Annotated in this window: 22 protein-coding genes; 10 read left to right on the top strand and 12 right to left on the bottom strand. The window is 44.8% G+C overall.

Going from position 1 to position 24,893, the window contains the following annotated elements; all coding sequences use genetic code 11:
• The first annotated feature begins 15 nt into the window (after positions 1-15).
• A complete protein-coding gene (locus tag ACH19P_RS07500; protein WP_462157932.1) occupies positions 16-354 on the top strand; it encodes a ribonuclease E inhibitor RraB in 339 nt (112 codons plus the stop codon).
• Between the two features lie 78 nt (positions 355-432).
• On the opposite strand, the gene ACH19P_RS07495 is transcribed toward ACH19P_RS07500, so the two are convergent.
• The 3 genes from ACH19P_RS07495 to ACH19P_RS07485 form a co-directional block, all read right to left on the bottom strand.
• On the bottom strand, positions 433-2,169 hold the full coding sequence (locus tag ACH19P_RS07495; RefSeq protein WP_462157930.1) for a DEAD/DEAH box helicase: 1,737 nt from the start codon (positions 2,167-2,169) through the stop codon (positions 433-435).
• 44 nt (positions 2,170-2,213) lie between these two features.
• Positions 2,214-2,519, bottom strand: a complete 306-nt coding sequence (locus tag ACH19P_RS07490; RefSeq protein WP_347392809.1) for an H-NS family histone-like protein — start codon at positions 2,517-2,519, stop codon at positions 2,214-2,216.
• A gap of 185 nt (positions 2,520-2,704) precedes the next feature.
• A complete protein-coding gene (locus tag ACH19P_RS07485; RefSeq protein ID WP_462157929.1) occupies positions 2,705-2,914 on the bottom strand; it encodes a cold-shock protein in 210 nt (69 codons plus the stop codon).
• Between the two features lie 356 nt (positions 2,915-3,270).
• Here ACH19P_RS07485 and ACH19P_RS07480 point away from each other — a divergent pair, with 356 nt between their 5' ends.
• Complete coding sequence (locus ACH19P_RS07480; protein WP_462157927.1) at positions 3,271-3,819, top strand: DUF4136 domain-containing protein; 549 nt, start codon at positions 3,271-3,273, stop codon at positions 3,817-3,819.
• A 35-nt stretch (positions 3,820-3,854) separates the two neighbouring features.
• Here ACH19P_RS07480 and ACH19P_RS07475 read toward each other — a convergent pair whose 3' ends face one another.
• On the bottom strand, positions 3,855-4,103 hold the full coding sequence (locus tag ACH19P_RS07475) for a YkgJ family cysteine cluster protein (RefSeq protein WP_462157925.1): 249 nt from the start codon (positions 4,101-4,103) through the stop codon (positions 3,855-3,857).
• Positions 4,104-4,231: 128 nt separating this feature from the next.
• On the opposite strand from ACH19P_RS07475, the gene ACH19P_RS07470 reads away from it, so the two are divergent.
• The 4 genes from ACH19P_RS07470 to ACH19P_RS07455 all read left to right on the top strand — a co-directional run bounded on the left by ACH19P_RS07470 (position 4,232) and on the right by ACH19P_RS07455 (position 11,245).
• Positions 4,232-5,404: an efflux RND transporter periplasmic adaptor subunit gene (locus tag ACH19P_RS07470; RefSeq protein ID WP_462157924.1), complete on the top strand. Its 1,173-nt coding sequence runs from the start codon at positions 4,232-4,234 to the stop codon at positions 5,402-5,404.
• 2 nt (positions 5,405-5,406) lie between these two features.
• On the top strand, positions 5,407-8,580 hold the full coding sequence (locus ACH19P_RS07465) for an efflux RND transporter permease subunit (RefSeq protein WP_462157923.1): 3,174 nt from the start codon (positions 5,407-5,409) through the stop codon (positions 8,578-8,580).
• A 208-nt stretch (positions 8,581-8,788) separates the two neighbouring features.
• Positions 8,789-10,366: a L,D-transpeptidase family protein gene (locus ACH19P_RS07460; protein WP_462157921.1), complete on the top strand. Its 1,578-nt coding sequence runs from the start codon at positions 8,789-8,791 to the stop codon at positions 10,364-10,366.
• Positions 10,367-10,381: 15 nt separating this feature from the next.
• The gene (locus ACH19P_RS07455) at positions 10,382-11,245 is read left to right on the top strand and encodes a D-Ala-D-Ala carboxypeptidase family metallohydrolase (RefSeq protein WP_462157920.1); all 864 of its coding nucleotides are present in this window, start codon (positions 10,382-10,384) and stop codon (positions 11,243-11,245) included.
• 117 nt (positions 11,246-11,362) lie between these two features.
• Here the strand turns inward: ACH19P_RS07455 and greA are convergent, their stop codons facing one another.
• The 4 genes from greA to dapB all read right to left on the bottom strand — a co-directional run bounded on the left by greA (position 11,363) and on the right by dapB (position 17,280).
• Positions 11,363-11,839, bottom strand: coding sequence for a transcription elongation factor GreA (gene greA / locus ACH19P_RS07450; RefSeq protein ID WP_347390893.1), 477 nt, complete (start codon positions 11,837-11,839; stop codon positions 11,363-11,365).
• A gap of 49 nt (positions 11,840-11,888) precedes the next feature.
• Entirely contained in the window at positions 11,889-15,107 is a 3,219-nt protein-coding gene (carB, locus tag ACH19P_RS07445) for a carbamoyl-phosphate synthase large subunit (RefSeq protein ID WP_462157917.1), read from the bottom strand.
• Positions 15,108-15,125: 18 nt separating this feature from the next.
• A complete protein-coding gene (carA, locus tag ACH19P_RS07440) occupies positions 15,126-16,262 on the bottom strand; it encodes a glutamine-hydrolyzing carbamoyl-phosphate synthase small subunit (RefSeq protein WP_347390895.1) in 1,137 nt (378 codons plus the stop codon).
• Between the two features lie 208 nt (positions 16,263-16,470).
• A complete protein-coding gene (gene dapB, locus ACH19P_RS07435; RefSeq protein WP_462157916.1) occupies positions 16,471-17,280 on the bottom strand; it encodes a 4-hydroxy-tetrahydrodipicolinate reductase in 810 nt (269 codons plus the stop codon).
• A 339-nt stretch (positions 17,281-17,619) separates the two neighbouring features.
• On the opposite strand from dapB, the gene ACH19P_RS07430 reads away from it, so the two are divergent.
• The 3 genes from ACH19P_RS07430 to efpL all read left to right on the top strand — a co-directional run bounded on the left by ACH19P_RS07430 (position 17,620) and on the right by efpL (position 20,435).
• Positions 17,620-18,933, top strand: coding sequence for a Na+/H+ antiporter NhaC family protein (locus tag ACH19P_RS07430; RefSeq protein WP_462157914.1), 1,314 nt, complete (start codon positions 17,620-17,622; stop codon positions 18,931-18,933).
• Between the two features lie 98 nt (positions 18,934-19,031).
• Complete coding sequence (locus ACH19P_RS07425) at positions 19,032-19,826, top strand: nucleoside-binding protein (RefSeq protein WP_462157912.1); 795 nt, start codon at positions 19,032-19,034, stop codon at positions 19,824-19,826.
• Between the two features lie 42 nt (positions 19,827-19,868).
• A complete protein-coding gene (gene efpL / locus ACH19P_RS07420) occupies positions 19,869-20,435 on the top strand; it encodes an elongation factor P-like protein EfpL (protein ID WP_462157910.1) in 567 nt (188 codons plus the stop codon).
• 49 nt (positions 20,436-20,484) lie between these two features.
• Here efpL and ACH19P_RS07415 read toward each other — a convergent pair whose 3' ends face one another.
• Entirely contained in the window at positions 20,485-21,033 is a 549-nt protein-coding gene (locus ACH19P_RS07415; RefSeq protein ID WP_462157908.1) for a hypothetical protein, read from the bottom strand.
• A gap of 8 nt (positions 21,034-21,041) precedes the next feature.
• On the bottom strand, positions 21,042-21,836 hold the full coding sequence (locus tag ACH19P_RS07410; RefSeq protein WP_462157906.1) for a M48 family metallopeptidase: 795 nt from the start codon (positions 21,834-21,836) through the stop codon (positions 21,042-21,044).
• Between the two features lie 226 nt (positions 21,837-22,062).
• On the opposite strand from ACH19P_RS07410, the gene ACH19P_RS07405 reads away from it, so the two are divergent.
• Positions 22,063-23,259 carry a multidrug effflux MFS transporter gene (locus ACH19P_RS07405; protein WP_462157904.1) on the top strand — a complete coding sequence of 399 codons (1,197 nt, stop codon included), beginning with the start codon at positions 22,063-22,065 and terminating at the stop codon, positions 23,257-23,259.
• Between the two features lie 29 nt (positions 23,260-23,288).
• Here the strand turns inward: ACH19P_RS07405 and grpE are convergent, their stop codons facing one another.
• On the bottom strand, positions 23,289-23,870 hold the full coding sequence (gene grpE, locus ACH19P_RS07400; RefSeq protein ID WP_462157903.1) for a nucleotide exchange factor GrpE: 582 nt from the start codon (positions 23,868-23,870) through the stop codon (positions 23,289-23,291).
• Positions 23,871-23,929: 59 nt separating this feature from the next.
• Positions 23,930-24,874 carry an HrcA family transcriptional regulator gene (locus ACH19P_RS07395; protein WP_462157901.1) on the bottom strand — a complete coding sequence of 315 codons (945 nt, stop codon included), beginning with the start codon at positions 24,872-24,874 and terminating at the stop codon, positions 23,930-23,932.
• Positions 24,875-24,893 lie beyond the last annotated feature (19 nt).

Genomic DNA, 24,893 nt, shown 5'->3' with positions numbered 1-24,893 from the left:
TATAAGAGATAATCCATGCAATTCCCTGATGACGAAACCGGTCAAATACTGCAAGAAATGCACGCCCAAGGGGTGGACTTAACGGCTATTCATACCGTTGATTTCTTTTTACTTTTTGAACAAGAAGCGCATGCTCAATCATATATGACTGCACTCACTGGCGCAGAAGTGTCTCCACACACCGAATTAACTGTGTGTCCAGACACCGGCGTATTCGAAGTGAAGGCCAGCTTAAGCATGGTGCCTGAATATGAATTAATAGGAAACATGGAAGCCTATTTAGAAAGCCTTGCTGATAAACACAATGGTTATGGTGACGGCTGGGGAATTTTAGACGACAACGCCCAAGACTGAACGTATTTCAGATTTCTCGGTGAGACAATCCAATGTGTCTCACCTTCCCACAGTGTTACTTTGCACCCATTACGATATTCAATATTCTGTATTGGCTTTTCTGTAGCTACCTTGATAATCGAACAGCTTATCGCTCACTTGCCAACCATACTTTTTTGACTTTTTAGCTATCACGAAGTCAGGCCAATTAAGTTGATGCTGATGTGCAATGACTTGTTCGACACTCTGCCAGTGTTTTATTTCAGCCACTGTATGACGCTTACTATAGATTTTGTTAAACACCGCATTGACTTTCGGATTCCCTAAATCAAAGATCTCGTCAACACTCGCACCATCTTCATCATGGTAGGTAATTTTGAGTTTCCCTGTTGAAGTTGTATCACAACTAAGACCGCTGCACCTCAATACCAGGGCTTCTTTTAAATTAAGGGCTTTACGTAGCTTATCATCTGGGTCCACTAGCTGAATGTGACAGTGATGACACTGTCGCGCAGCGATATCATTTTCTTCAAAACAGCTTGGGCATTCTTTGAATTTAAAACGAAAGTCACACTGCTGGCTTTGTTGATCATCTTCCAATAACCCTTGGCATCGTCTGCCATAGTGTTCAATGACCTGTCCTTGCGCGTCTTTTTTACCCCAAAATAAATTGGCAAAACCACATCCAGGACATTCAACTTGTACCGGCTCACTGTTAGGATCTGGGCGTTTAGTGCCCACCTCTGGGTGGTGTAAATCAAAGCCATTCCCTGCGTAGTCGACGACCAAACATTCTTTTTTTCCTTCATCAAGGCGCAGACCCCTACCCACAATTTGTTGGTACAGACTCACTGATTCAGTCGGGCGTAATATGGCAATAAAATCGACATGGGGTGCATCAAATCCAGTTGTTAAAACAGAAACATTCACCAGATATTTAAATGCTTTGTGTTTAAAATCTGTAATGATTTTATCACGTTGTGTTGAAGCGGTATCGCCGATTATAACGCGTGCTTCTTCGCGTGGTAGATATGAGTAAATTTCGTGTGCATGCGCCACCGTAGCAGCGAAGATCATTACTCCCTTGCGAGTCTTAGAGTGGTGAATCACATCTTCGATAATCGCTTTCGTTGCACGAGTTGAGCTACTAAGTAGAGTGTTTAAATCCCCTTCAGTTGGTCGCCCAGTCCCACCTAGTAAGGAAGAAAAGTCGTAATGCTCCACTGCTGCGTCAATCATCTTCGGGGGAGTTAAAAACCCCTTATTTATCAGGTAACGCAAAGGTAGCTCGAAGATACAGTCGCTAAACGGTGACTCTGCTTGGCCTCGTACGTACCCATGGTAATGTTTGTGATACACCCAACCAGTGTTGAGTCTGTAAGGCGTCGCGGTTAATCCCAACACTTTGAGAGCGGGATTATTTTTTTGCAGTTGGCTTATTACTTGAGCATATTGACTGTCTTTGTCATTACTCACTCGGTGACATTCATCAATAATAATCAAAGAATATACCCGATTTAGCCCATCTATATTGCGCGCAAGCGATTGAATACTGGCAAAGGTGACTTGCTCTGAGAGGTTTTTTTCATTTAAGCCTGCGGAATATATTCCTGGCCTAAGTCCCATATTTTTGAACTTTTCAGCATTTTGCTCAACCAGCTCTTTTACATGAGTCAATACTAAAATAGGGAATCGTGCTAGGCGTGCAAGTTCTGCAATAACCAAGCTTTTGCCCGCACCTGTCGGTAACACAATCACTGCGGAGCGCTGGCTATTGCGAAAGTGTGCGAGAGTATTGTCGACGGCTTGTTGTTGATAGTCTCTGAGTGTATACACTACTGACACCCAAAAAAATAATGGTCCATTTCTGGACCATTTAATTACTTAGCAAGGAATTTTGTGAGGTCCACATCTTGAAACGCTTTTGGGCGTTTACCACGGCCAGACCATTCCACAACTTTACCTTGGAATTCTCTACGGTACTTAGGCTCAACCTTTGTACGTTTATCTTGTTTTACATCAACAATATCATCCACACTGAGCCCTTTTTCCTTCATCAGATCGAGAACTTCCTGTTTCGCTTTTTCTTGCTGTTGCTGATTATCGAGCGCAGTGTTCAGAATATTAATTGCTTTTTCTAACTCATTAATAGTTGCCGATTTGGCAAATGCTCTGATTTCTCTCACTGGGATCTCTTATATAATATCGAATGTGGAGATAAAATAATAAATGATGTTAGCGGATATATCAAAATAATTGTTTTATACAATCATTTACAAAAAGAATAATAAATTGAAGAAATTTTGGGAAGGAAAGAGTGAAGCCTGAACAGCTCCACTCGTATTCACTCTTAAAGAGAATGAATAAGGAATTAAACCGGAGTTACGTTTTCCGCTTCTGGTCCTTTCTGGCCTTGTTTGATGCCGAAAGAAACCTGTTGGCCTTCGCTTAGAGTGCGGAAGCCTGAACCATTGATCGCGCTGAAATGTACGAATACGTCTGGGCCATTTTCTTGCTCGATAAAGCCAAAGCCTTTTGATTCATTGAAAAACTTTACTTTACCGTTTACTTGATCTGACATACTAAATTGTTCCTGTAAGTCAATTTTACCATTCGCCTATTACTAGGCACTATCCTCCCTGAGCCAGTGTCGCTGCCGCAAGGGTCAGGTACAGGACTAATGGCACACTGGCAAAATAGTCACACATACAGCGTAAGCCGCACAAAACCGTCACATTAAACGCATTAACTCAAAGCAATCCTAGACTAACATAGAAAATGAGAATTAGCTTTAAATTATTTTTCTCTAAGCAACTGAGCAGACCAAATAACTTTTTCAGCGTGGATAAAGGAACTAGTCTGTCTAATTAGAGGAACTGTGATATGTTATTGACAGCACAAGAAACTTGCTATCACTTACACATTAAGGAGCAATCGATGAAAAAGTTACTTGCAGCAGGCATGTTAATGTTGTTGAGCGCCTGCAGCTCAACCCCAGATTTTGATTACGATAAATCGGTCAACTTCTCAGAATATAAGACCTTCGCTTGGTTCCCTAACGCCAGTCTGACAAAAGGAACGGCAAACTATCAGATAAGTGAACTAATGGAACGCCGTGTACAACAGGCGGTAAATGATGAGCTTGCAGCCAAAGGGATGCAATTGGTTGATGCCGCACAAGCGGATGTACTTATTAACTACCATGCGTCAGTTGAAACGAAAGTCGACGTAGACACCTTTTCTACTGGCTACAGTGCTCGTTGGGATTACTGGGGCATTGGTTACAACGTACAAACAACAACACGCGAATACGAAGTGGGCACTCTCGTACTGGACGTTATTGATAAAGAGTCGAATCAACTTGTTTGGCGTGCAGCCAAAGAAGGCCGCTTAAAGAAAAACCAATCGCCAACAGAACGTGAAGTGGTCATTCGTGAATCAGTTGCTGAAATTCTGAGCCATTATCCACCACAAGCTAAACAATAAATTATTTAGTTACGTTGAGGCTCTTAAGACAATACTTAAGTAAGAGCCTCTAGTTGCGTTATACGCCACATCGCTTGCGCATTATTAAATCCACACACGTCCTCTGTGGCACTAAATTGAGCACAAACAGCCGGTCTAGAAGGCTTTCCAAATAATTTACACAAATTATTTGTGTCTAACTGAATACAACGCTCTCCCGCTTTTTTGCCATTGGGCATACCTGGAATAGCGCTGGAAATACTAGGCGCAATGCAGCATGCACCACAACCAAGACGACAATCCATAATTCCACCCCAAATCAAAAAAGAGAGGCATTTTAACACAATACATTCTTTGTTACATGTTGCACATACCTGTAAACATCATAGTCGCTACTATTAGGCTGTCATCGATATATACAGGGAGCTACGTTGTGGCTAGCAAAAAACAAATATTTCTACCAATAGGTGTACTGGTTATAGCTGGAGGGCTTTTTGTAGCCTTTAGCGCAATGAAGAAACCACCAGAGCAAAAAGAACAAGAAACGGTAGCTCCTCTTGTTGAGGTAACACCTGTCAGACTTACTGATGTCACTATGAAAGTAAATTCATACGGTGAAGTCATGGCACAAGAACAAACTGAACTTGTGGCTCAAGTGTCTGGACAAGTCGTCTCGATTTCCGAACAATTCGTCAAAGGTGGCTTTGTTAAAGAAGGTGATGTACTGATTCGTATTGATCCGAATGATTATGAAGCGGCGCTCATTGAAGCTCAGGCGGGTCTCGCCCAAGCACAATCTGCCTTAGAGATTGAACAAGCCCAAGCACATGTAGCAAAAACAGAATGGCAGCGTATCAAAGACAACGCCAACGCAGTTATTCCGTCAGAACTTTATTTGCGTAAACCACAACTTGCTGAAAAGCTAGCCAACTTCAAAGCGGCACAAGCACAAGTAAAAAGAGCGAATAGAAATTTAGAACGCACCTATATCAAAGCACCTTATGATGCACTCGTAACCGCCAAAAAAGTGAGTTTAGGAAGCGTTGTAAATCCGGGCAATATGCTTGGCCAAATTGATGCGACCAGCATTGCAAAAGTCCGATTACCTGTCGCTAACCATGATCTCCAGTATCTTCTCGACGGCGGTATCGGCGCAGATGTGGCGTTAACCAGTGAGGTAGCGGGCAAGATGCGCACATGGCAGGGTAAAATTGTACGCAATGAAGGTGTGGTCGATAAACGTTCGCGTATGACTTACCTTGTTGCCTATGTTGATGCCCCATATGAGCAGAGTGAACCTTTACGCTTTGGCGCTTACACCAACGCAGCAATTACAGGAAAACATGTTATTAATGCCGCCATCGTGCCGAGCTATCTTATTCGCGACGATCGCATTGCGCTAATTGACGATGAAATCAAACTGACATTCAGTTCCCTAGAAGTTATTCGTGAGCAAGATGGCATGTCTTACGTGACCCATGGTCTTGATGACGGTCAACAGATTATTACTTCTGCACTTGATTATCCTACCCAAGGTATGCAGCTGCGTCTTGATGACGACCCAGCACAAACTCCTATGACGCAACTGGCGCTTAAGGAGGATTAACCATGACTCAAGTAAGAGAAAAAGGCCTAATCGCCTGGTTTGCTCGCAACCCCGTTGCGGCAAACCTGCTGATGATCATTATCATCGTTGGCGGTATCCTCAGTGCGATGTCTATTCGCAAACAGGCATTTCCCCAATTTGAAAGTAATTGGATTAGTGTCCAAGCCGTATACCCAGGGGCTGCGCCACAAGAGGTAGAAGAAGGGATCACAATTAAGATTGAGGAATCTCTTCAAGGTCTAGAGGGCTTAAAACGCCTGATTACCTACTCTAACAGAAGTTTTTCGCAAAGCTGGATTGAAGTTGAAGAAAGCTATGACGCACAAGAAGTGCTTGATGAAGTCAAAATGCAAATCGACTCGATATCGAGCTTCCCTGCGGAAATGGAACGACCTAATATCCGTCGCGAAAAATTCACCCAAGAAGTGATGATCCTCGCCCTTTACGGGGATATGAGTAATTACGAACTCAAAGAATTAGGTAATAAGCTACATGACGAAATGCGCGCTTTGCCTAATGTTAACCTTGTCGAGTTCAACTCTGGCCTAGACTATGAAATCAGTATCGAAGTCAGCCCTGATAAACTGCGCGAATATGGTCTAACGTTTCGTGACATAGCTAGCGCAGTACGTAACTTCTCAGCGAATATGTCAGCGGGCCAAATCCGTTCAGATAACGGCTACATCTCCATGCGTGTTGAAAAACAAGCCTATCGCGGTGATGAATTTGAACGCCTTCCCCTACTAACCCTTGAAGATGGCGCACAAGTTTTTCTTGGCGATGTCGCCACCATCAATGATGGTTTCGAAGAAGGTCTGCAATATTCCAAGTACAATGGTAAAAACTCGCTCATTTTTGAAGTTCGCGCATCAAAAGACCAAGATGTAACGCATGTTGCAGACATTATTGATGGCTATTTAGAACGCAAAAAAACAGAGCTACCTCAAGGTGTCACACTCGCACCTATGATTGATATCACATACTACCTTGAAGGCCGCCTCGATATGATGATCGAGAATATGCTTTGGGGTGGTATTTTGGTGATGCTAATGTTGGCGATGTTCCTAAGAATCCGCTTGGCATTTTGGGTCATGATGGGCCTGCCAGTTTCTTTCCTTGGCGCATTTTTAATGATGCCACTGGGCTTTTTAGACATCACCATAAACCTTGCTTCCTTATTCGCATTCATTCTTGTTCTAGGGATTGTTGTTGATGATGCCATCGTCGTCGGCGAATCAGCGCACGCAGAAATTGAGAAGCATGGGCACAGCCTTGATAACGTTGTTCGCGGCGTGAAACGCGTTGCAATACCGGCCACCTTTGGCGTACTTACAACTGTTGCTGCATTTTTGCCACAGATGCTGGCTACGGGCCCTGGTGCTGCGTTTTCCAAAGCCATTGGCGGCGTAATTATATTGTGTCTACTGTTCTCATTGGTTGAGTCTAAGCTGATTTTGCCGGCTCACCTAGCAGCGATGAAAGATACACCGCCCAACCCTCGTAACCCATTACATAAAATGCGCAACAAGTTTGACGCTGGCTTAAAGTATTTTATTGAGTCTATCTATCGCCCTGCGGTGATCCGTTGTATTCATTACCGTTACACCGTTATTGTGGGCTTCTTGGGAATTTTAATCGTTAGTGCTGGCCTGTTTGCAGGTGGTTTAATTAAGTTTATTGCTAACCCCAAAATCCCTCATGATTTTCCGAGTATCCGCATAGAAATGAACCTTGCCTCTTCAGAGCAAGCAACCTTAGAAACTGCGAAGAAAATCGAACAAGTGGTCATGGATGTTGAAAAGGTCATTGAGCAGCAATATGGCATGCCAATGGTGAAGGATATCTCCTTAAACATGCAGGGTCGTACTAACGCTCGCTTAATGATGGTGTTAGTTGAACCGCACCTACGCCCTATCGATACGTTCGCATTAAGTGCTCTTTGGCGCGATAATATGCCACCACTGCCTGGGTTGAAATCTATGACGATTAACGACAGCATCATGAATGGTGGTGGTCGTGACGACGGCGATATCAGTTTCCGCTTAGAAGGTAACAATGCTTCAGAACTCAAAGAAGTAGCGGGCAAGTTAAAAGAGAAACTCGCTACAATGAAAGGTGTTGGCGATGTCAACGATTCAATGCAAAGCGCGACTGATGAAGTACAGCTGGATTTAAAACCTATTGCTTACAGCATGGGCTTAACATTGGCTGATGTCGCTTCACAGGTAAACTTCAGCTTTTACGGTCTTGAAGCACAGCGAATCCTTCGTGACGGTGAAGAGCTAAAAGTAATGATTCGTTACCCAATCAATGAGCGTAACTCTATAAGCGAAATCAACGATGTGCGTATCATTACGCCTGCCGGAGCTGAAGTGCCACTGGCAGAAATTGCCACGGTGAGCCTAGTCGATGGCGTTAACCGCATTCGCCGCGAAAACTCCAAGCGCACAGTCAATGTATGGGCTGCGGTGGATACTAATCAAGCACAACCATTTGAAGTAGCGAAAGAGATTCGCGATGAATATCTTCCATCGCTATTGAAAAACTATCCTGGCGTACAAAGTAATGTTGCAGGTCGCGTGCAAGAAGAGATGAACAGCGTTGCGGAACAACGTCGTGACTTGGCTCTGTCACTGATGATCATCTTTGCTTTATTAGCCATTCCACTTCGCTCTTATTCTCAGCCGCTACTTATTATGTCGGTGATCCCATTCGGTATTGTGGGTGCAATCTATGGTCACGTTATCATGGGGATGACAATGAGTAGCCTATCATTCTTCGGCATCATTGCGGTTGCGGGCGTAGTTGTAAATGACTCACTGGTGATGGTCGACTATGTAAATAAAGCGCGTGCTGAAGGCGTGAGAATCAAAGATGCTGTGGTTGAAGCCGGTTGTAAGCGTTTCAGAGCGATTTTGCTTACCTCCATTACCACATTTATTGGTTTGGTACCGATCATTTCTGAAACCAGCCTTCAGGCGCAAATCGTTATCCCTATGGCTGTTTCATTGGCATTCGGTGTACTGTTTGCGACTGTAATCACTCTGATTCTTATCCCTTGCCAATACGTGGCACTGGAAGACTTCAAGCGTTTGACACGCAAGTTATTTGGCAGGAGTCCCAAGGTTGATGGCGTCGAAACCGCAAAGTCACATGAGACCTTGCCACAAAGCTAAATAATTATTATCCATGTAATCCCAACCAAAAGCCTCATTTTACGAGGCTTTTTTATTGCCAGAAGATAAAGCTAGATATAATAAAAAACGCACTATGGGTACAAAACTTCAAACGATTGCGTATAATTTTTACACTCTGCTACGCTTAAAACGGATTTGACCACCCTAGATTGCAATGGCAACGGAAATATCTTTAAGGACAATAACTATGCGATTTGTAACAGTACTTACCTTGTGCTCTGCGCTATTTGTTTCAATGATGAATCATGCCGCCTCCTCCAACCTCGCTCAATATCTTGACCCTATTATGATTGGTGAACAGCCAAACATAGGCACAGACACGGTCATGACGCCAGATCTTGTCATCGGCGCTTATCAAGCGAATAACTTTGATCCAATTTGGCAGGATAGAAATTATGCCGAGGACGTTTTAAAGCTAATTAAACAGGCTGACTTGGAAGGATTAAACCCACAAGATTATCATTTAGAATCATTGGAGAAATTAGTGCAAGAAAGCGACTCAGCGCAATTCGATGTGTTGATGACTGATGCAGTAATGACGTACGCCACCCACCTTATTCGTGGCAAGGTAAACCCCAAATCTTTAACAGATACCTGGAACTACGAGCAGCACAACGTTACACCTGAACAGGCCGCTATTGCACTACTGAAGCATGTTAAAGCACAGTCGCTAGACAAAGGTTTAGAAAATTTAAAACCGCAAATACCTCACTACAAACGCTTAAAAGAAGGCTTGGAGTTTTATAAGAAACTACAAGCAATGAAACCATTACCCGAAGCAAGTTTAGCCAAAAGTGTCATAAAGCCGGGCGATACAGATCCTAGCGTGCCAGTGATCCGCCAGCGCCTTGAGCGCTTGGGGTATTATCCTAGTAAATTAAGCGACTCAAATCTAACTTACGATGAGCCTCTACAAGATGCGGTTAAAAAGCTCCAGTACTTTAACCAAGTCAAATCCGACGGCGTCATCGGTAAAGACACACTTAAATTACTCAATCAGCCGTACCAAGAGAAAATCAACGATATCATTGTCAATCTAGAGCGAACCCGCTGGGTCGACAACAATTTGACCGAGGACTTCCTGATCGTCAATATTGCCGGTTTTAAAGTGTTTCTAATGAAAAACGGAAAACTAAAGTGGGAAAGTAATGTGGTTGTGGGTCGTAACTACACTAAAACGCCAATTTTCAAGGGCCGCCTTAGTTATGTTGTTATCAACCCAACATGGACCGTGCCACGCAGCATTACCAAAGGCTTGGTTGATAAAGTAAAAGCCAATCCTAGCTACCTTGAAGAGAAAAACTTCTACCTCGTAGACGCAAAACGTAACCCAGTTGACGCGCAAACTATCGATTGGGATACAGTAAACCGCAACAAATTCCCGTATTGGTTTGTACAGGGGCCTTCAGAAAATAACTCTCTTGGCCAGGTTAAGTTTATGTTCCCGAATAAATACTCCGTATACTTACACGACACACCTGCAAAAACGCTTTTCGCAGAAGACCAACGTGCTTTTAGTCACGGCTGTGTACGTGTTGAGAATCCATTTGATCTTGCAGAACATGTCTTGGCAGGCACCGATTCATGGTCGCGAACTAAGATTAACGAAACTCTGGCGAGCAAAGAAACAACCAAGGTCACACTTGACGAACCGCTGGACGTCCTATTGATGTATTGGACGGTTGCAGGCAATGAAGATGGCTTGCACTTCTATTCAGATGTTTATAATCGAGATCCTGCTCTACTGGCTAAACTCACGCAATAACAAAAGGTTAATTGTATGGCAGTAAACAAAACAATCTCCTTTGTGGGCGCTGCACTGTTTGCAGTGCTCACTCCTCAAGCCATAGGTAATACGCTACGTACGGTGATAGTAAACCCAAATCAAACCGTCAAAGTGGCGTATCCTCAGGGCTATGCCGTTGGCAAGCAGGAGCACATCAAGGTCAACAACCAGGACGACAAACATCTCTATTTCAATGCGCCAATGGCACCTGATTTGTATCGCTTAGATTTAAACAATAAAGAGGGCAACAAACACACCATTCAAGTGGCGGTTAAAGTACCTTTTGATGCGAACAATACAAGAGTTGAGGGATATCAAATTGGTTCCTACCCTACTCCTTATAAAGGACTGGAACAATACTCTGCTCCAGATGGCTTTATTCGTGTAACAGAATCAGACCTTGATACCTTCATCACAGAACACGTGCAAATAAAGCAGCTCTTATGTAAACAAACCAGTGGCTACCCTAAGTTCTTATACGTAAATGACGATGGTTTAACAATGCTCGAAGACCTCTTACAGTTTCTAAAGGACGAAGGAGTCAATGTGACCCGCTTCGCATTCATTAGTGCCTATCGCACGCCTTTTTACAACCGGTCCATTGGCAACGGGCGGCACAGTCGTCACCAATACGGTGACGCCTTTGACTTATATATAGACGAAAATGGCAATAATCGTATGGACGACCTCAATGGCGATGGCAAAGAAAATGCGCGTGACGTTGATACCCTGTACGCCCTATTCGAAAAGTTTCACAAACAAAGCCGATACATTGGCGGAATTGGTCGATACTACCCAAAATCTCACCATGGTGGCTTCGTGCATATCGATAATCGTGGCTTTAGAGCGAGATGGTAAGAAATCTTGATATAGAGTGAATGCGTCACCTTAACCATGTCTAATTGGCAGATGCGTTTTTTAGACATAAAAAAACCCGCTCTAGGAGCGGGTTTTTAAATACGTATAAAATACCGATTAAATGTATTCTACTTCGACAATTTCGTATTCAACGGCACCGTTAGGTGTCTCGATGTTTACACTGTCATCAACTTCTTTGCCGATAAGGCCACGAGCGATAGGTGAATTCACAGAGATTAAGTTGTTCTTAATATCCGCTTCGTCGTCACCAACGATGCGGTAAGTCACTTCAGCATCTGTATCTACGTTCAAAATTGTCACGGTCGCACCAAAAATCACCTTACCATTGTTAGGCATTTTTGTGACGTCAATGATTTGTACATTAGACAACTTAGCTTCGATCTCTTGAATACGTCCCTCACAGAAACCTTGCTGCTCACGGGCGGCATGATACTCAGCATTTTCTTTAAGGTCACCATGCTCACGCGCATCAGCAATATCCGCGATGATCTTCGGACGAGTGACAGTTTTTAATTCGTTTAACTCTTCACGCAGTAATTCTGCACCACGTGTAGTCATTGGAATCTTTTGCATAATTTTCCCATTAGCAGCAAGCCGCAGCTAGACGCTGCGGCTCAATCGCTTAGTTAACTCGTTGGTGTAACTCTTGAACTGACGACACACTACCACGGTCATCTGCTGAGTTTGCTGTACAGTTAGCAAACGCAGCATTAAGTGTAGTTGTGTAGTTGGTCTTGTGCATTAGCGCGCCACGACGTAACACTTTAGAATCTTCAATTGCTTGACGACCTTCTGTGGTGTTTACGATGTAGCTGTATTCGCCGTTCTTGATGCGGTCAAGGATATGAGGACGACCTTCAAATACCTTGTTTACACGGCGAACTGCGATGCCTGCATCTTCAAGCGCCGCTGCGGTGCCTGATGTTGCGTCTAGTTCAAAACCTAATTCGATCATGGTCTTAGCAAGCTCAACGATACGAGCTTTATCACCATTGCGAACCGATAGTAACGCGCGACCACCACGTGGTAAAGCATTACCTGCACCAAGCTGAGCTTTAGCGAATGCTTCGGCGAAAGTATCACCAACACCCATTACTTCACCCGTTGAGCGCATCTCTGGGCCACGAATTGGGTCAACACCTTGGAACTTAGCGAATGGAAGTACGACTTCTTTCACGCTGTAGTAAGGAGGGATGATTTCTTTAGTTACACCTTGGCTTGCCAGTGACTGACCCGCCATACAACGTGCCGCAACTTTTGCAAGGGCAACACCGGTTGCTTTTGATACGAACGGAACAGTACGCGCCGCACGCGGGTTCACTTCGATGAGGTAAACTTCGCCGTCTTTCACTGCGAACTGTGTATTCATCAGACCAACTACACCTAGCTCTAGCGCCATCGCACGTACTTGCTCACGCATTACGTCTTGGATTTCTTGGCTTAGGCTGTGCGCAGGTAATGAACACGCTGAGTCACCTGAGTGAACACCTGCTTGCTCGATGTGCTCCATGATACCGCCGATGATCACCTCTGTGCCGTCACAGATAGCGTCAACGTCAACTTCGATTGCGTCGTCAAGGAAGCGGTCAAGTAGTACTGGCGCTTCGTTAGACGCCGATACTGCTTCAGTCATGTAGCGACGTAGGTCGTCTTCATCGTATACGATTTCCATCGCACGACCACCAAGTACGTACGAAGGGCGAACAACCAGTGGGAAGCCGATTTCTTTAGACTTAGCGACCGCTTCTTCAAGTGACGTTACTGTCGCGTTGTCAGGCTGAAGTAAGTTTAGACGCTCAACCATTTGCTGGAAGCGCTCACGGTCTTCTGCACGGTCGATTGCATCAGGTGAAGTACCAATGATTGGCACACCATTCGCTTCAAGCTCACGCGCAAGTTTAAGCGGTGTTTGACCACCGTACTGCACGATTACACCTTTTGGCTTCTCAACACGCACGATTTCAAGTACGTCTTCAAGCGTAATTGGTTCGAAGAATAGACGGTCAGATGTGTCATAGTCGGTCGAAACCGTTTCAGGGTTACAGTTAACCATGATTGTCTCGTAGCCGTCTTCACGCATAGCAAGGGCCGCGTGTACACAGCAGTAATCGAATTCAATACCTTGACCGATACGGTTAGGACCACCACCGATTACCATAATTTTGTCTTTGTCTGACGGTGCAGCTTCACACTCTTCATCGTAGCTTGAGTACATATATGCAGTGTCTGAGCTAAATTCAGCCGCACACGTATCTACGCGCTTATACACAGGCAAGATTTCAAGCTGGTGACGCTTCTTGCGGATTTCCGCTTCAGATACACCTGCAAGCTCTGCAATACGCGCATCAGCGAAACCTTTACGCTTCAAGCGACGTAGGAAGTCCGCAGTTAATCCTGCAAAACCGACTTCTTCGATTTGCTGCTCGTCTTTGATGATGTCTTCGATTTGTACTAGATACCAACGGTCAACCTTGGTTAGGTTAAATACATCATCAACACTCATACCGTGGCGCATTGCATCGGCGATGTACCAGATACGCTCAGCGCCTGGCTCACGAAGTTCACGTGTGATTTTTTCAATTGCGCCCTTCTCGCCTACCGGCAAGATTGGGTTAAAGCCAGTCGCGCCAACTTCAAGGCCACGAAGTGCTTTGTGCAGTGATTCTTGTTGGTTACGGCCAATCGCCATTACCTCACCGACCGACTTCATCTGCGTCGTTAGACGGTCATTTGCACCGGCAAATTTTTCAAAGTTGAAACGAGGGATCTTAGTGACAACGTAGTCGATTGACGGCTCGAACGACGCAGGAGTTGCACCACCAGTGATATCGTTTTGTAGCTCGTCAAGCGTGTAGCCTACAGCAAGTTTCGCCGCGATTTTCGCGATTGGGAAACCTGTTGCTTTTGACGCAAGTGCTGATGAACGAGATACACGTGGGTTCATCTCGATGATAACCATACGGCCTGTGTTAGGACACACACCGAACTGTACGTTTGAACCACCTGTTTCAACACCGATTTCACGCAATACTGCCATCGAGGCATTACGCATGATTTGGTATTCTTTGTCTGTGAGCGTTTGCGCTGGTGCTACAGTGATTGAGTCACCCGTGTGCACGCCCATTGGGTCGAAGTTTTCAATCGAACATACGATGATACAGTTGTCGTTTTTGTCACGAACCACTTCCATCTCATATTCTTTCCAACCAAGTAAGCTTTCGTCGATTAATAGCTCATTCGTTGGTGATAAATCGAGACCGCGAGTACAGATTTCTTCGAACTCTTCCATGTTGTAAGCAACACCACCACCGGTACCACCCATGGTGAAAGAAGGACGAATAATACAAGGGAAACCGATACGCGTAAGCACGTCTAGCGCTTCTTCCATCGAGTGTGCGATTTCTGCACGCGGACACTCTAGGCCGATGTTCTTCATCGCCGCGTCGAAACGCTCACGGTTCTCGGCTTTATCGATAGCATCAGCCGTTGCACCGATTAGCTCTACACCGTGCTTTGCCAATACACCGTACTTGTCTAAGTCAAGTGCACAGTTCAATGCAGTTTGACCACCCATTGTTGGTAGTACTGCATCTGGCTTTTCTTTTTCGATGATTTTTTCAACAACTTCCCAGTGGATAGGCTCAATATATGTCGCATCAGCCATTTCAGGGTCAGTCATGATAGTCGCAGGGTTAGAGTTAACTAGGATAACTCGGTAACCTTCTTCTTTAAGCGCTTTACAGGCTTGAGCACCTGAGTAGTCAAACTCACAGGCCTGGCCGATTACGATCGGGCCCGCGCCTAAGATAAGAATGCTTTTAATATCAGTACGTTTTGGCATTTTTACTCCGGTCTCAAATTAGTTAGATTGCGCTTGCATTAGTTCGATAAAGTGATCGAACAACGGTGCTGCATCGTGTGGGCCTGGGCTTGCTTCTGGGTGACCCTGGAAGCTGAACGCTGGCTTGTCTGTGCGATGAATACCTTGCAAAGTGCCATCAAATAATGACTTGTGTGTTGCACGAAGGTTGTCTGGCAAGCTTGCCTCGTCTGCAGCGAAACCGTGGTTCTGTGCAGTGATCATAACAACGTCACGGTCAAGGTCTTTAACCGGGTGGTTACCACCGTGGTGACCAAACTTCATTTTTACTGTTTTTGCACCCGAAGCTAGCGCCAATAACTGGTGGCCAAGGCAGATGCCGAAAATAGGAATATCTTTTTCTAGGAAGGTTTTGATTGCTTCAATCGCGTATGTACACGGTTCTGGATCGCCAGGGCCGTTTGATAGGAAGATGCCGTCTGGGTTTAGCGCCAGCACTTCTTCTGCACTCGTTTGCGCAGGAACCACTGTTAGCTTACAACCGCGGTCTACCAACATACGAAGGATGTTGCGTTTAACACCGAAGTCATAGGCAACAACGTGGAATTTTTCGTCTTCTGGCGCAAGCGTTTTAAAACCTTCGCCCAGAGTCCAGCTTGTCTCAGACCATTGATATGATGACTCAGTACAAACTACTTTGGCTAAATCCATGCCTTTCAAGCCTGGGAATGCTTTTGCAGCTTCCAGGGCTTTGCTTTCGTCAATATCATCACCAGCAATGATACAACCGTTTTGCGCACCTTTATCACGAAGGATTCGCGTTAATTTACGAGTATCGATATCTGCGATACCTAAAATGTTGCGTTCCTTAAGGTAATCACTTAGTGATTGTTCATTACGGAAATTACTCGCTAGCAGTGGCAAATCACGGATCACTAGGCCTTTCGCCCAGATTTGACTCGCTTCTTCGTCTTCGCTGTTAGTACCCGTGTTACCGATATGTGGGTAAGTCAGGGTTACGATTTGTTCCGCGTAAGACGGATCAGTAAGAATCTCCTGATAACCAGTCATCGACGTGTTGAATACCACCTCACCGACTGACATACCATCAGCGCCGATCGCAGTACCGCGAAACACTGTGCCGTCTTCTAGGACTAACAGAGCGGATTTAGTCAAGTTAACCTCCTAACAGTAAAAAACGGGAGTAAAAATGCGACTGATTTACTACCCGTTTAGAGCGCTTGTCTCCAAGCGTTATGAAATTTTGGCAAATTGGCGATATTCTACACGAGAGTTAGCAAAAGATCTAATTAAAAATCAAAAAACCTGTAAAATAGCACCTTTATCTAAAAATCATACTCAAACCGCTAAAAGTATATATTTTCTACCCTAATTCTAGAACATCATGCATAGAATAAAAGCCAGCTTGTTTATTTTGCAGCCACTTCGCAGCCCAAACAGCACCAAGTGCGAAGGTCATTCTCGAACTCGCTTTATGTGTTAATTCAAGCCTTTCTCCCATTAATGCGAAATAAGCGGTGTGTTCGCCAACAATGTCTCCACCTCGGAGCACCGAATAACCAATTTCCTTTTGGCTTTTGGCCTGTTCACTTTGTGAGCGATCATAAACAGCCACTTCGTCGTGATCCCAACCTTTAGCTTCAGCGATAGCTTCACCAATGGCTAATGCAGTACCTGATGGCGCATCAATTTTATGTCTGTGATGCCCCTCAAAAATTTCAATATCCGCATCATCACCTAATTTCGCCGCTGCGGTTTGTACAAGGTCAAGTAAAAGATTAATACCTACACTGTAGTTTCGTGCAAAAACAATGGGAATTTCTTTAGCCGCTTCGTGCAGGCGCTGCATTTGCGATTCAGTTAAACCTGTGGTGCCGATAACCATTGGCGTTTTAGTTGCTACGGCAACATCTAAGTGCGCCAGCATGCCTTCTGGAAGAGTAAAATCGATGAGCACATCGACCTTGCTCTGAGCATCTAAGCTCGTAAAAGCAAGCGCTTGTGTATCCTCAGATAACCCTTTCACTAAGGTATTAACGGGTAGCCCTAATAAAGGTGATTGTGAACGCACAAATGCGCCAGCGAGATGGGCTTGTTTATCTGCACTGCTTGCTTCTAGAAGTGCTTGTCCCATTCGGCCATTTGCACCGAGAATACCTATACCTACGCTCATTCAATTCCCCACATTATTTTTAATTCTGATACCCCATATGCTAACGCAGATGCACCTATGGCGCGAGTAATGAAACGCACTAATACTTAGCACTGCATCTTTTGTATGCGTTAACGGGAGTGTTAGATATTGCTGTTTTTTTGTGCTACAAAAGACAAAAAACAATAACAAATAATGTATCACCATAGACTTTAGCCATCCACACGTTTAAACTTCCCGAATTGGCGCCGATTTGGTCTTTGGCTTGCGGGCGCGTGTTAACTCTAGCTTTGCTTAGTTAGCGTAATAAATGCAGCTAAAAGAAGGTTTTGGCTGTTGGTGATTTTAATTGAGGTATTCATGCAGCCTAACTTTAACGCTACAACGGCAAAATTGTCGTTGCTCCCACTTTTAACCTTTGTTGCACTTTTCCTCGGAACGGGTCTGTATTTGCAATCTCAGAACGTCGACTACGCGTTCTATCAATTGCCAGCACCGGTTGCTATTCTGCCGGCGATATTTATTGCCTTTTTGATCACAAAACAAAGCATCAATGAATCGGTAGAAACCTTTATTCGTGGCGCAGGCCATAGCAACATCATTACTATGTGTTTGATTTACTTGCTTGCAGGCGCGTTTTCAGCGGTCGCGGGGGCAACCGGTGGTGTTGATGCAATTGTTAACGCTGGCCTTTCGTTCATTCCGCCAAGCATGTTGTTACCCGGTCTATTCCTGATTTCGGCTATCGTGTCTACAGCGATGGGGACCTCCATGGGTACCATAGGTGCAATCGGCCCGATCGCTCTTGCCGTGTCAGCTAAAACGGGTATAGACCCATCGTTGATGGCCGGAACAATTGTGTCCGGCGCGATGTTTGGTGACAACCTATCGATTATCTCAGATACCACAATCGCAGCTACACGCACCCAAGGGTGTGAAATGAAAGATAAATTCCGTGAAAATCTAAAAATTGCCCTACCCGCGGCAATGATTACAATTGCTTTGTTAGTGTATCTCACACCTGAACCTCAACCGGTTGAAGTGGGTGATTTTGACTGGTTGTTAGTATTACCTTACTTCTTTATCCTGGTCCTTGCGGTGATGGGCTTAAATGTATTCGTTGTGCTTTTTAGCGGTATTTTATTTGCGGCGCTCATGGGCTTTACCGGCGCTTACGAAGGCAGTGCATTCGTAAAAGACGTGTATAAGGGCTTCAGCGACATGCAGGAGATATTCTTGCTGTCTATGTTCATTGGCGGTTTGTCCGAATTTATCCGCCGTGGCGGTGGCTTAGATTATTTGGCAGGAAAAATTCAAGCATTCACAAAAGTCATTGCCAAATTCAATCGCCAAGTAGCAGACCAAATTGGTATTGCATTATTAGTGATGACTTCAAACTTATGTATTGCCAACAACACAGTGTCGATTATCGTTGCTGGTCCGGTGGCGAAGAAACTAGCTGAAGACGGCAATATCTCTGCAAAGCGCTCTGCGAGTCTACTCGATATATTTGCCTGCGTATTGCAAGGTTCATTACCATATGGTGCGCAAGCTCTGTTGCTGGGCGCCACATTTAGCATCAGTCCGTGGGAAGTATCTACTTCGGCGTTCTACTGTTTTATCCTTGCTATCACCGCTCTTTGCATCATTGTTTTGCGTCGTAATAAGGTCTAATTTTATCTTCATTTCGATACAAATACTTTGGCAGTGGCGGCGCTAAGTCGCCATCTGCTATAATCTGTTCTGACATTCCCTTTATTAAACATCTTGTTATGAAAATCACTACACCTACTGCTTTTGCTCTAGCAACATTAGCTGCGAGCACGTTTGCAGGTAGCGCTCAAGCTGCTACTTGGAGCCAAACACAACTACATGTTAACTATGGCGAATTTAAAAACCCTTTCACAAAGGCCGAAGCAAACACCAGTATTGTTTCCTTTCAGCACGCGTCAGGTTACAGCCTTGGCGATAACTTCTTCTTTATTGATATTATCAATGACGACTTAGAAGATGGTTACCAAGACAGCGACTTCTACGGTGAGTGGTACTCAAACTTCAGCTACGGAAAAATCAGTGGCAACGAAGTGAAGCTCGGCCCAATCAAAGATGTTGGTTTTGTGATGGGCTTTAACGCGGCTGGCGATGCGAATGTGATGAAGTTCCTTCCAGGTGTGAAACTCGATTGGCAAGTGGATGGTTTTGATTTCGTATCAACGTTAGTCACTGCTTACATTGATGACAGTGATGGTGTCAGCTCAGGCGGTGCGCCAACCGAAAGTGACAGCTGGATGATCGACCTTGCCTGGGGTGCACCATTTAGCCTAGGAAACCAAAAGTTTTATTTCACGGGCCACGTTGAATACATCGACGAGCGTGAGAATGAATTTGGTGGCAAAGTAAAAAGCTGGATACTGGCACAGCCAATCGTAGAGTGGGACATGGGCCACGCATTATCAATGCAAGAGCGCACGCTAATGCTTGGTGTTGAATGGCAGTATTGGCACAACAAACTGGGCACCAACACCACTGAATCTGTGCCGCAAATCCACTTGGCTTGGACGTTTTAATCGGGTAACTTATCCCGGTCAAATTAATTAGGAAGTAAGACTATGCCTAAGGCTAGCGAAATTAAAAAACATGCAGCGATTGAATATAATGGTCGCGTGATGATCGTTCGTGATATCGAGCGTTCAGTTCCACAAGGCCGCGCTGGCGGAAGCCTTTACCGTATGCGCATGTACGATGTAGTAGATGGTGGCAAGGTAGACGAGACATTTAAAGCAGAAGACATGCTGAACTTCGCTGATCTTCAGCGTCGTCCTGTTATGTTCTCTTATGTTGATGGTGACGAGTACATCTTTATGGATGAAGAAGACTACACACCGTATCACATGCACAAAGACAGCATTGCTGAGCAGCTATTGTTCATTGATGAATCAACTAAAGGTGTTCAAGCTGTGCTTGTAGAAGGTCGTCCGGTGTCTGTTGACCTACCTACCAGCGTTGAGCTCGTAATTGAAGATACAACCCCTTCAATTAAAGGTGCTTCAGCAAGTGCTCGTACTAAACCAGCAACGCTAACAACAGGTTTAGTAGTGCAAGTCCCTGAGCACATTTCATCAGGTGATAAAATCAAGATTAACACTGCTGAGAGCAAGTTCATTAGCCGCGCTTAGCAGTCGCGCTAATCCAAAGACAAAAAAGGTGAGCAAGTGCTCACCTTTTTTATTTACATAAGGTAGTCATAGTTGAGTCATCTATGAGTTTGTATTCTTTATCGGCATATAGATACCAAGTACTCTCTTTTTTACCTACTGTTGCCACTTCCTGATTTGGCAAATAAAGAAGCTCGTGCAACGAGTAAAAACCCAACGCGCGCTGGCAACGAAGGTACACAATCTGCTTCGACGTTCTGCTTTCTTGCTCATCAATCGCAACAACCGTGATAGGCCCAACAGACTGAATGCTTTGTTTGTCACTGAGTAGGTTTTGTCTTGCCACCAACAAAACAATGGCGTGAACCGCACATAAAAGCGTAATAAACTGTAATGCCATGGTGCTAGCAGGGCGAAACTCGCACTTTGGTACAACCCACCATAAATAACCTGTTAACACAGCCATTAGTAACAACTTAATGACGTTAAAAATAGCTGTTGCGTGAGCCATCCACTCTGGGCTATGCCAATGAATGCCAAACACGGGGGATGTAACAAAGCTATCAAACGTGAGCGCTGCTGCAATCAACAGCGCTGTATAGATGCAAAACCTAGACAAGTGCTGACTTACTTACACTGAGGACGCTTACCACTGTTGTAAGCATCTTGGTATAAAGCGTTGGCAGTTTGCATGCGCTTTTGTAAGTCATTTATACGGCTTGATGGTGATGGGTGAGTCGATAAAAATTCAGGTGGAGTCGCACCACCACTTTGCGCCATGTTTTGCCAAAGTGCAACTGATTGGTCTGGCTTGAAGCCCGCTTTAGCCATTAATTCTAAACCAATTTCATCGGCTTCACTTTCATGAGTGCGGCTAAATGGTAAAACCACGCCGTATTGTGCACCCAAACCCAATGCGCCCATGATTTCGTTACGATAGCCAATGTCTCCTGCTTCAAGGGCTACCGCGCCAAGTTGCATACCGGTCTGCAATACCTGGCTTTGCGATGCGCGCTCATTAGAATGCTCTGCAATGACATGCCCTACTTCGTGGCCAATAACCGTTGCCAATTGATCTTGGTTTTTAGCGACTTTTAAAAGACCTGTGTGCACACCAATATAACCACCTGGAAGGGCAAATGCGTTCGCAGAATCTTCTTCAAAAACCACCACTTCCCACTTTTGTTGCGCAAATTTTTGTGGCAACACCGCTACGACTGAATCTGCAATGCACTGAACGTATGCATTGGTTGCGGCGTCACGATTAATTTTTTGCTGTTCTTTCATTTGTGCAAAGCTTGCACCGCCCAATTGGCTCATCTGGCTGTCTGAATAAAGCGTCACTTGAGTACGACCAGTCGGTGAAGTTTTACAACCAACAATTACCGCCACAGCTGCCAGTGCAAGCATCATTTTTTTCATTATCTTTGTCCCGATATTATTTTGATGAATCTAGGATATCAAACCCGAGAGATATCGCATAGCGCATGTTAAAACTTGATAATTAACATAATGTTAATATCACCCTACTACTCTGCTTTAATTCTTGGTGCTATAGTGTTCAAACTAAGAAGATGCTCACTCTATGTACAGTTCTCTGTGCCTCCTTAGTTTCTCCACATCATCAAATTTAGAAGATAGTTTATCTATGTCCACTGAAGATAGAAAAACGCCTAGTCGGCGTTTGTTGTTGCCATTGTTGGCGAGTATTGTCGCCATCACCCCCCTCGCGGTCGATATGTATTTACCGGCCATGGTGCAAATCGCCAGTGATCTGGGCGCTACTATGCCGCAGGTGCAAATTTCTCTGAGCGTCTATCTTGCAGGATATGCGTTGGGCATGCTGTTCTTTGGACCGATTGCTGACCAAATGGGCCGTCGTCGGCTTGCTCGCATCGGTCTGGGGATGTTCGCTATTACATCAACTGCTTTGGCGTTTTGTGAAGACATCCATCTATTTTGGCTGCTACGCGCACTGCAAGCCTTCACGGGTGCTGCCGCCACCGTGGTGGTCCCTGGGATCATCCGGCATATATACCAGCAAAATACCGCCAAAGGCATGAGCTATGTGTCGATGATCATGATGGTCGCACCACTTGCTGCACCCAGTATTGGCTCTTTGATTATGGGCCTCGCTCAATGGCAAGTGATCTTCTTGGTACTTGGAGGCTATGCACTGATGACTTTGGGGTGGGTGCAAATGCACTTGATAGATATCCCCATTTACCGCAGTGAAAAACGCGGCTTGAAGTTGTTCTTCGAAAGTTATGGCGTAATTTTGGGGGAAGCGAAAGCACGTGCCGATATTTTAAGCTCCATGCTAGCGTCCTTCGCATTCTTTTGTTTTTTAACGTCAGTGCCGTTTATTTACCTTGATTACTTCTCCGTGTCTGAGCAACTATTCGGCGTGTTGTTCGCGTTAAACGTCATTGCGCTGATGTTGGGTAATTTTATCAACACCCGTATTGTGCCGAAAGTGGGCTCACGAAAAATGCTTTATTACGGCTTAGCACTCGCCATTGTCAGCGGCACCACCTTGCTAGTGGTCAGTGCGATGGAACTGTCGTTGTATTACGTCGTGTGGAGTATCGCGCCGCTGATGATGAGCTTAGGTATTATTGCGTCAAATGCAGATGCGCTTATTCTGATGGAATTCGAGCGAAATTCAGGCACAGCCACTGCGGTAATTGGTACCTTACGCTTTGGCAGTGGCGCATTGGTTGGCCCAATATTAGCCTTAGTGCACCCTGAAAACGCCTTACCTTTCTCCGCTATGATGTTCAGCGCCGTTATGCTTATTGTGGTAACACAGCTTTGGCATCGCAAAAAAAATGCCCACTCTTAAGTGGGCATTTTTCCAACTAAATTCGATGATTAAGGTGCTTTAGACACCATTACCATTGCTGGACGAAGTAGACGTCCATTTAGGGTGTAACCTTTTTGCATCACCGCTAACACGGTATTTGGCGAAACATCTTCGCTTGGTTGCATCGCCATCGCTTGATGCAACTCAGGGTTGAATGCTTCACCTTGTGGATTAACCACTTCAACATTGAACTTAGCAACCGCTTCAACAAAACTCTTGGCTGTCATCTCAACACCTTCAAGTACAGGTGCGATAGCTTCGTTTTCCTTGTCAGCAAATTCAATTGCACGCTCAAGGTTGTCAATCACTGGTAGTAATTCATTTGCGAACTTTTCCAATGCGAATTTATGTGCTTTTTCAACATCTTGTGCAGCACGACGACGGATATTTTCTACTTCCGCTGCAGCGCGCACTACGCTGTCTTTTTGGGCTTCGATTGTTTCTTTAGCAGCTTCTAGCTCTGCATAAAGTGCGGCTAATTCTGCTTCAACGCTTTGCTCTTGCTCAGGCGCTTGTTCTTGTTGCACTTGTTCAGATTGCGCTTCTACTGATTCCTGCTCGTGTTCGTTAGCCTGTTGTTGCTCAGACATATATTTACTCTCCAAAAACTGCGTAACTGCGAAACATTATGGGGATTGTTTAGTAGGTTTCAAGAGTCGACGTCATCGATTTGCGCAAATTCTTGAATGATCGCCTCAATCGGTGCTGACTTAGGCAAAATTACGCAAAATCGACTCTGATATTCTTGGTTGGCAAAATAAGCCAAACTAAAAATAAGAAAGGGTTCAAACCCTGGCTGTGTGAGCTCTTCACCGAAGAGCACTGACACACCATTTTTAAACGCCAACCTATCTTCAATCGCATGTAAAAAACGCACGCCAATATTGTATTCTTGATTGGTCTGCGCATACGCATACAGGTTATTTTCCCCCACAACAATACTATTATCGCTACCAAGCTTATTGGCCAATTCACGCGTCCACTGTGCTAAAGAACCATGGCAATAGTGAGGCGCTGTGCGGCTCATTGCACGCATGCGATGAATACCTTCCATCAGGTTTTGTTGGGCAAATACCGAATTCAACCAAGTCGCGAATTGATAGCGGATTTCATCATTCGCTTCGAGCGGTTTGCTGATCAAAATATTATGGCCTTGCCCCTGCCTATCAAGCAATAAGATAAGCCAGTGTTTACGGTCGAAATCCAGCACTTCCACGCGAAATACAACTTGTGTTGTGACTTGCGGTAACCCTACGCAACAACAGACTTTATACCGTTGTGCTAAATGGTGAGCAAATTCAACTAATTTACTTTGCGGTGGCTGCCAATACTGCCCCAGCTGGTGCAACTGGAAATAGGAGTCAAACCACAAAGAAAAGCCTTCATGGGTAGGAATACGCCCTGCAGAGGTATGTGGAGAATACAATAAACCTAACTTTTCTAGGCGTGCCATTGCATTTCGAACGGTAGCACTGCATACAGCCATGCCCTTTTGTTTGGCAATGCGTGACGACGCAACAGGTAAGCCCTGCCCATCACAATACAAACTCATTACCGCAGAGAAAATCTGCTCATCACGTGGAGATAATTTCATATAGTTATAATTTAGGCTC

The sequence above is a fragment of the Pseudoalteromonas sp. GB56 genome (assembly GCF_054923835.1).
The sequence above is the reverse complement of the archived record's forward strand: the minus strand, read 5'-3'. Positions and strand labels throughout refer to the sequence as shown.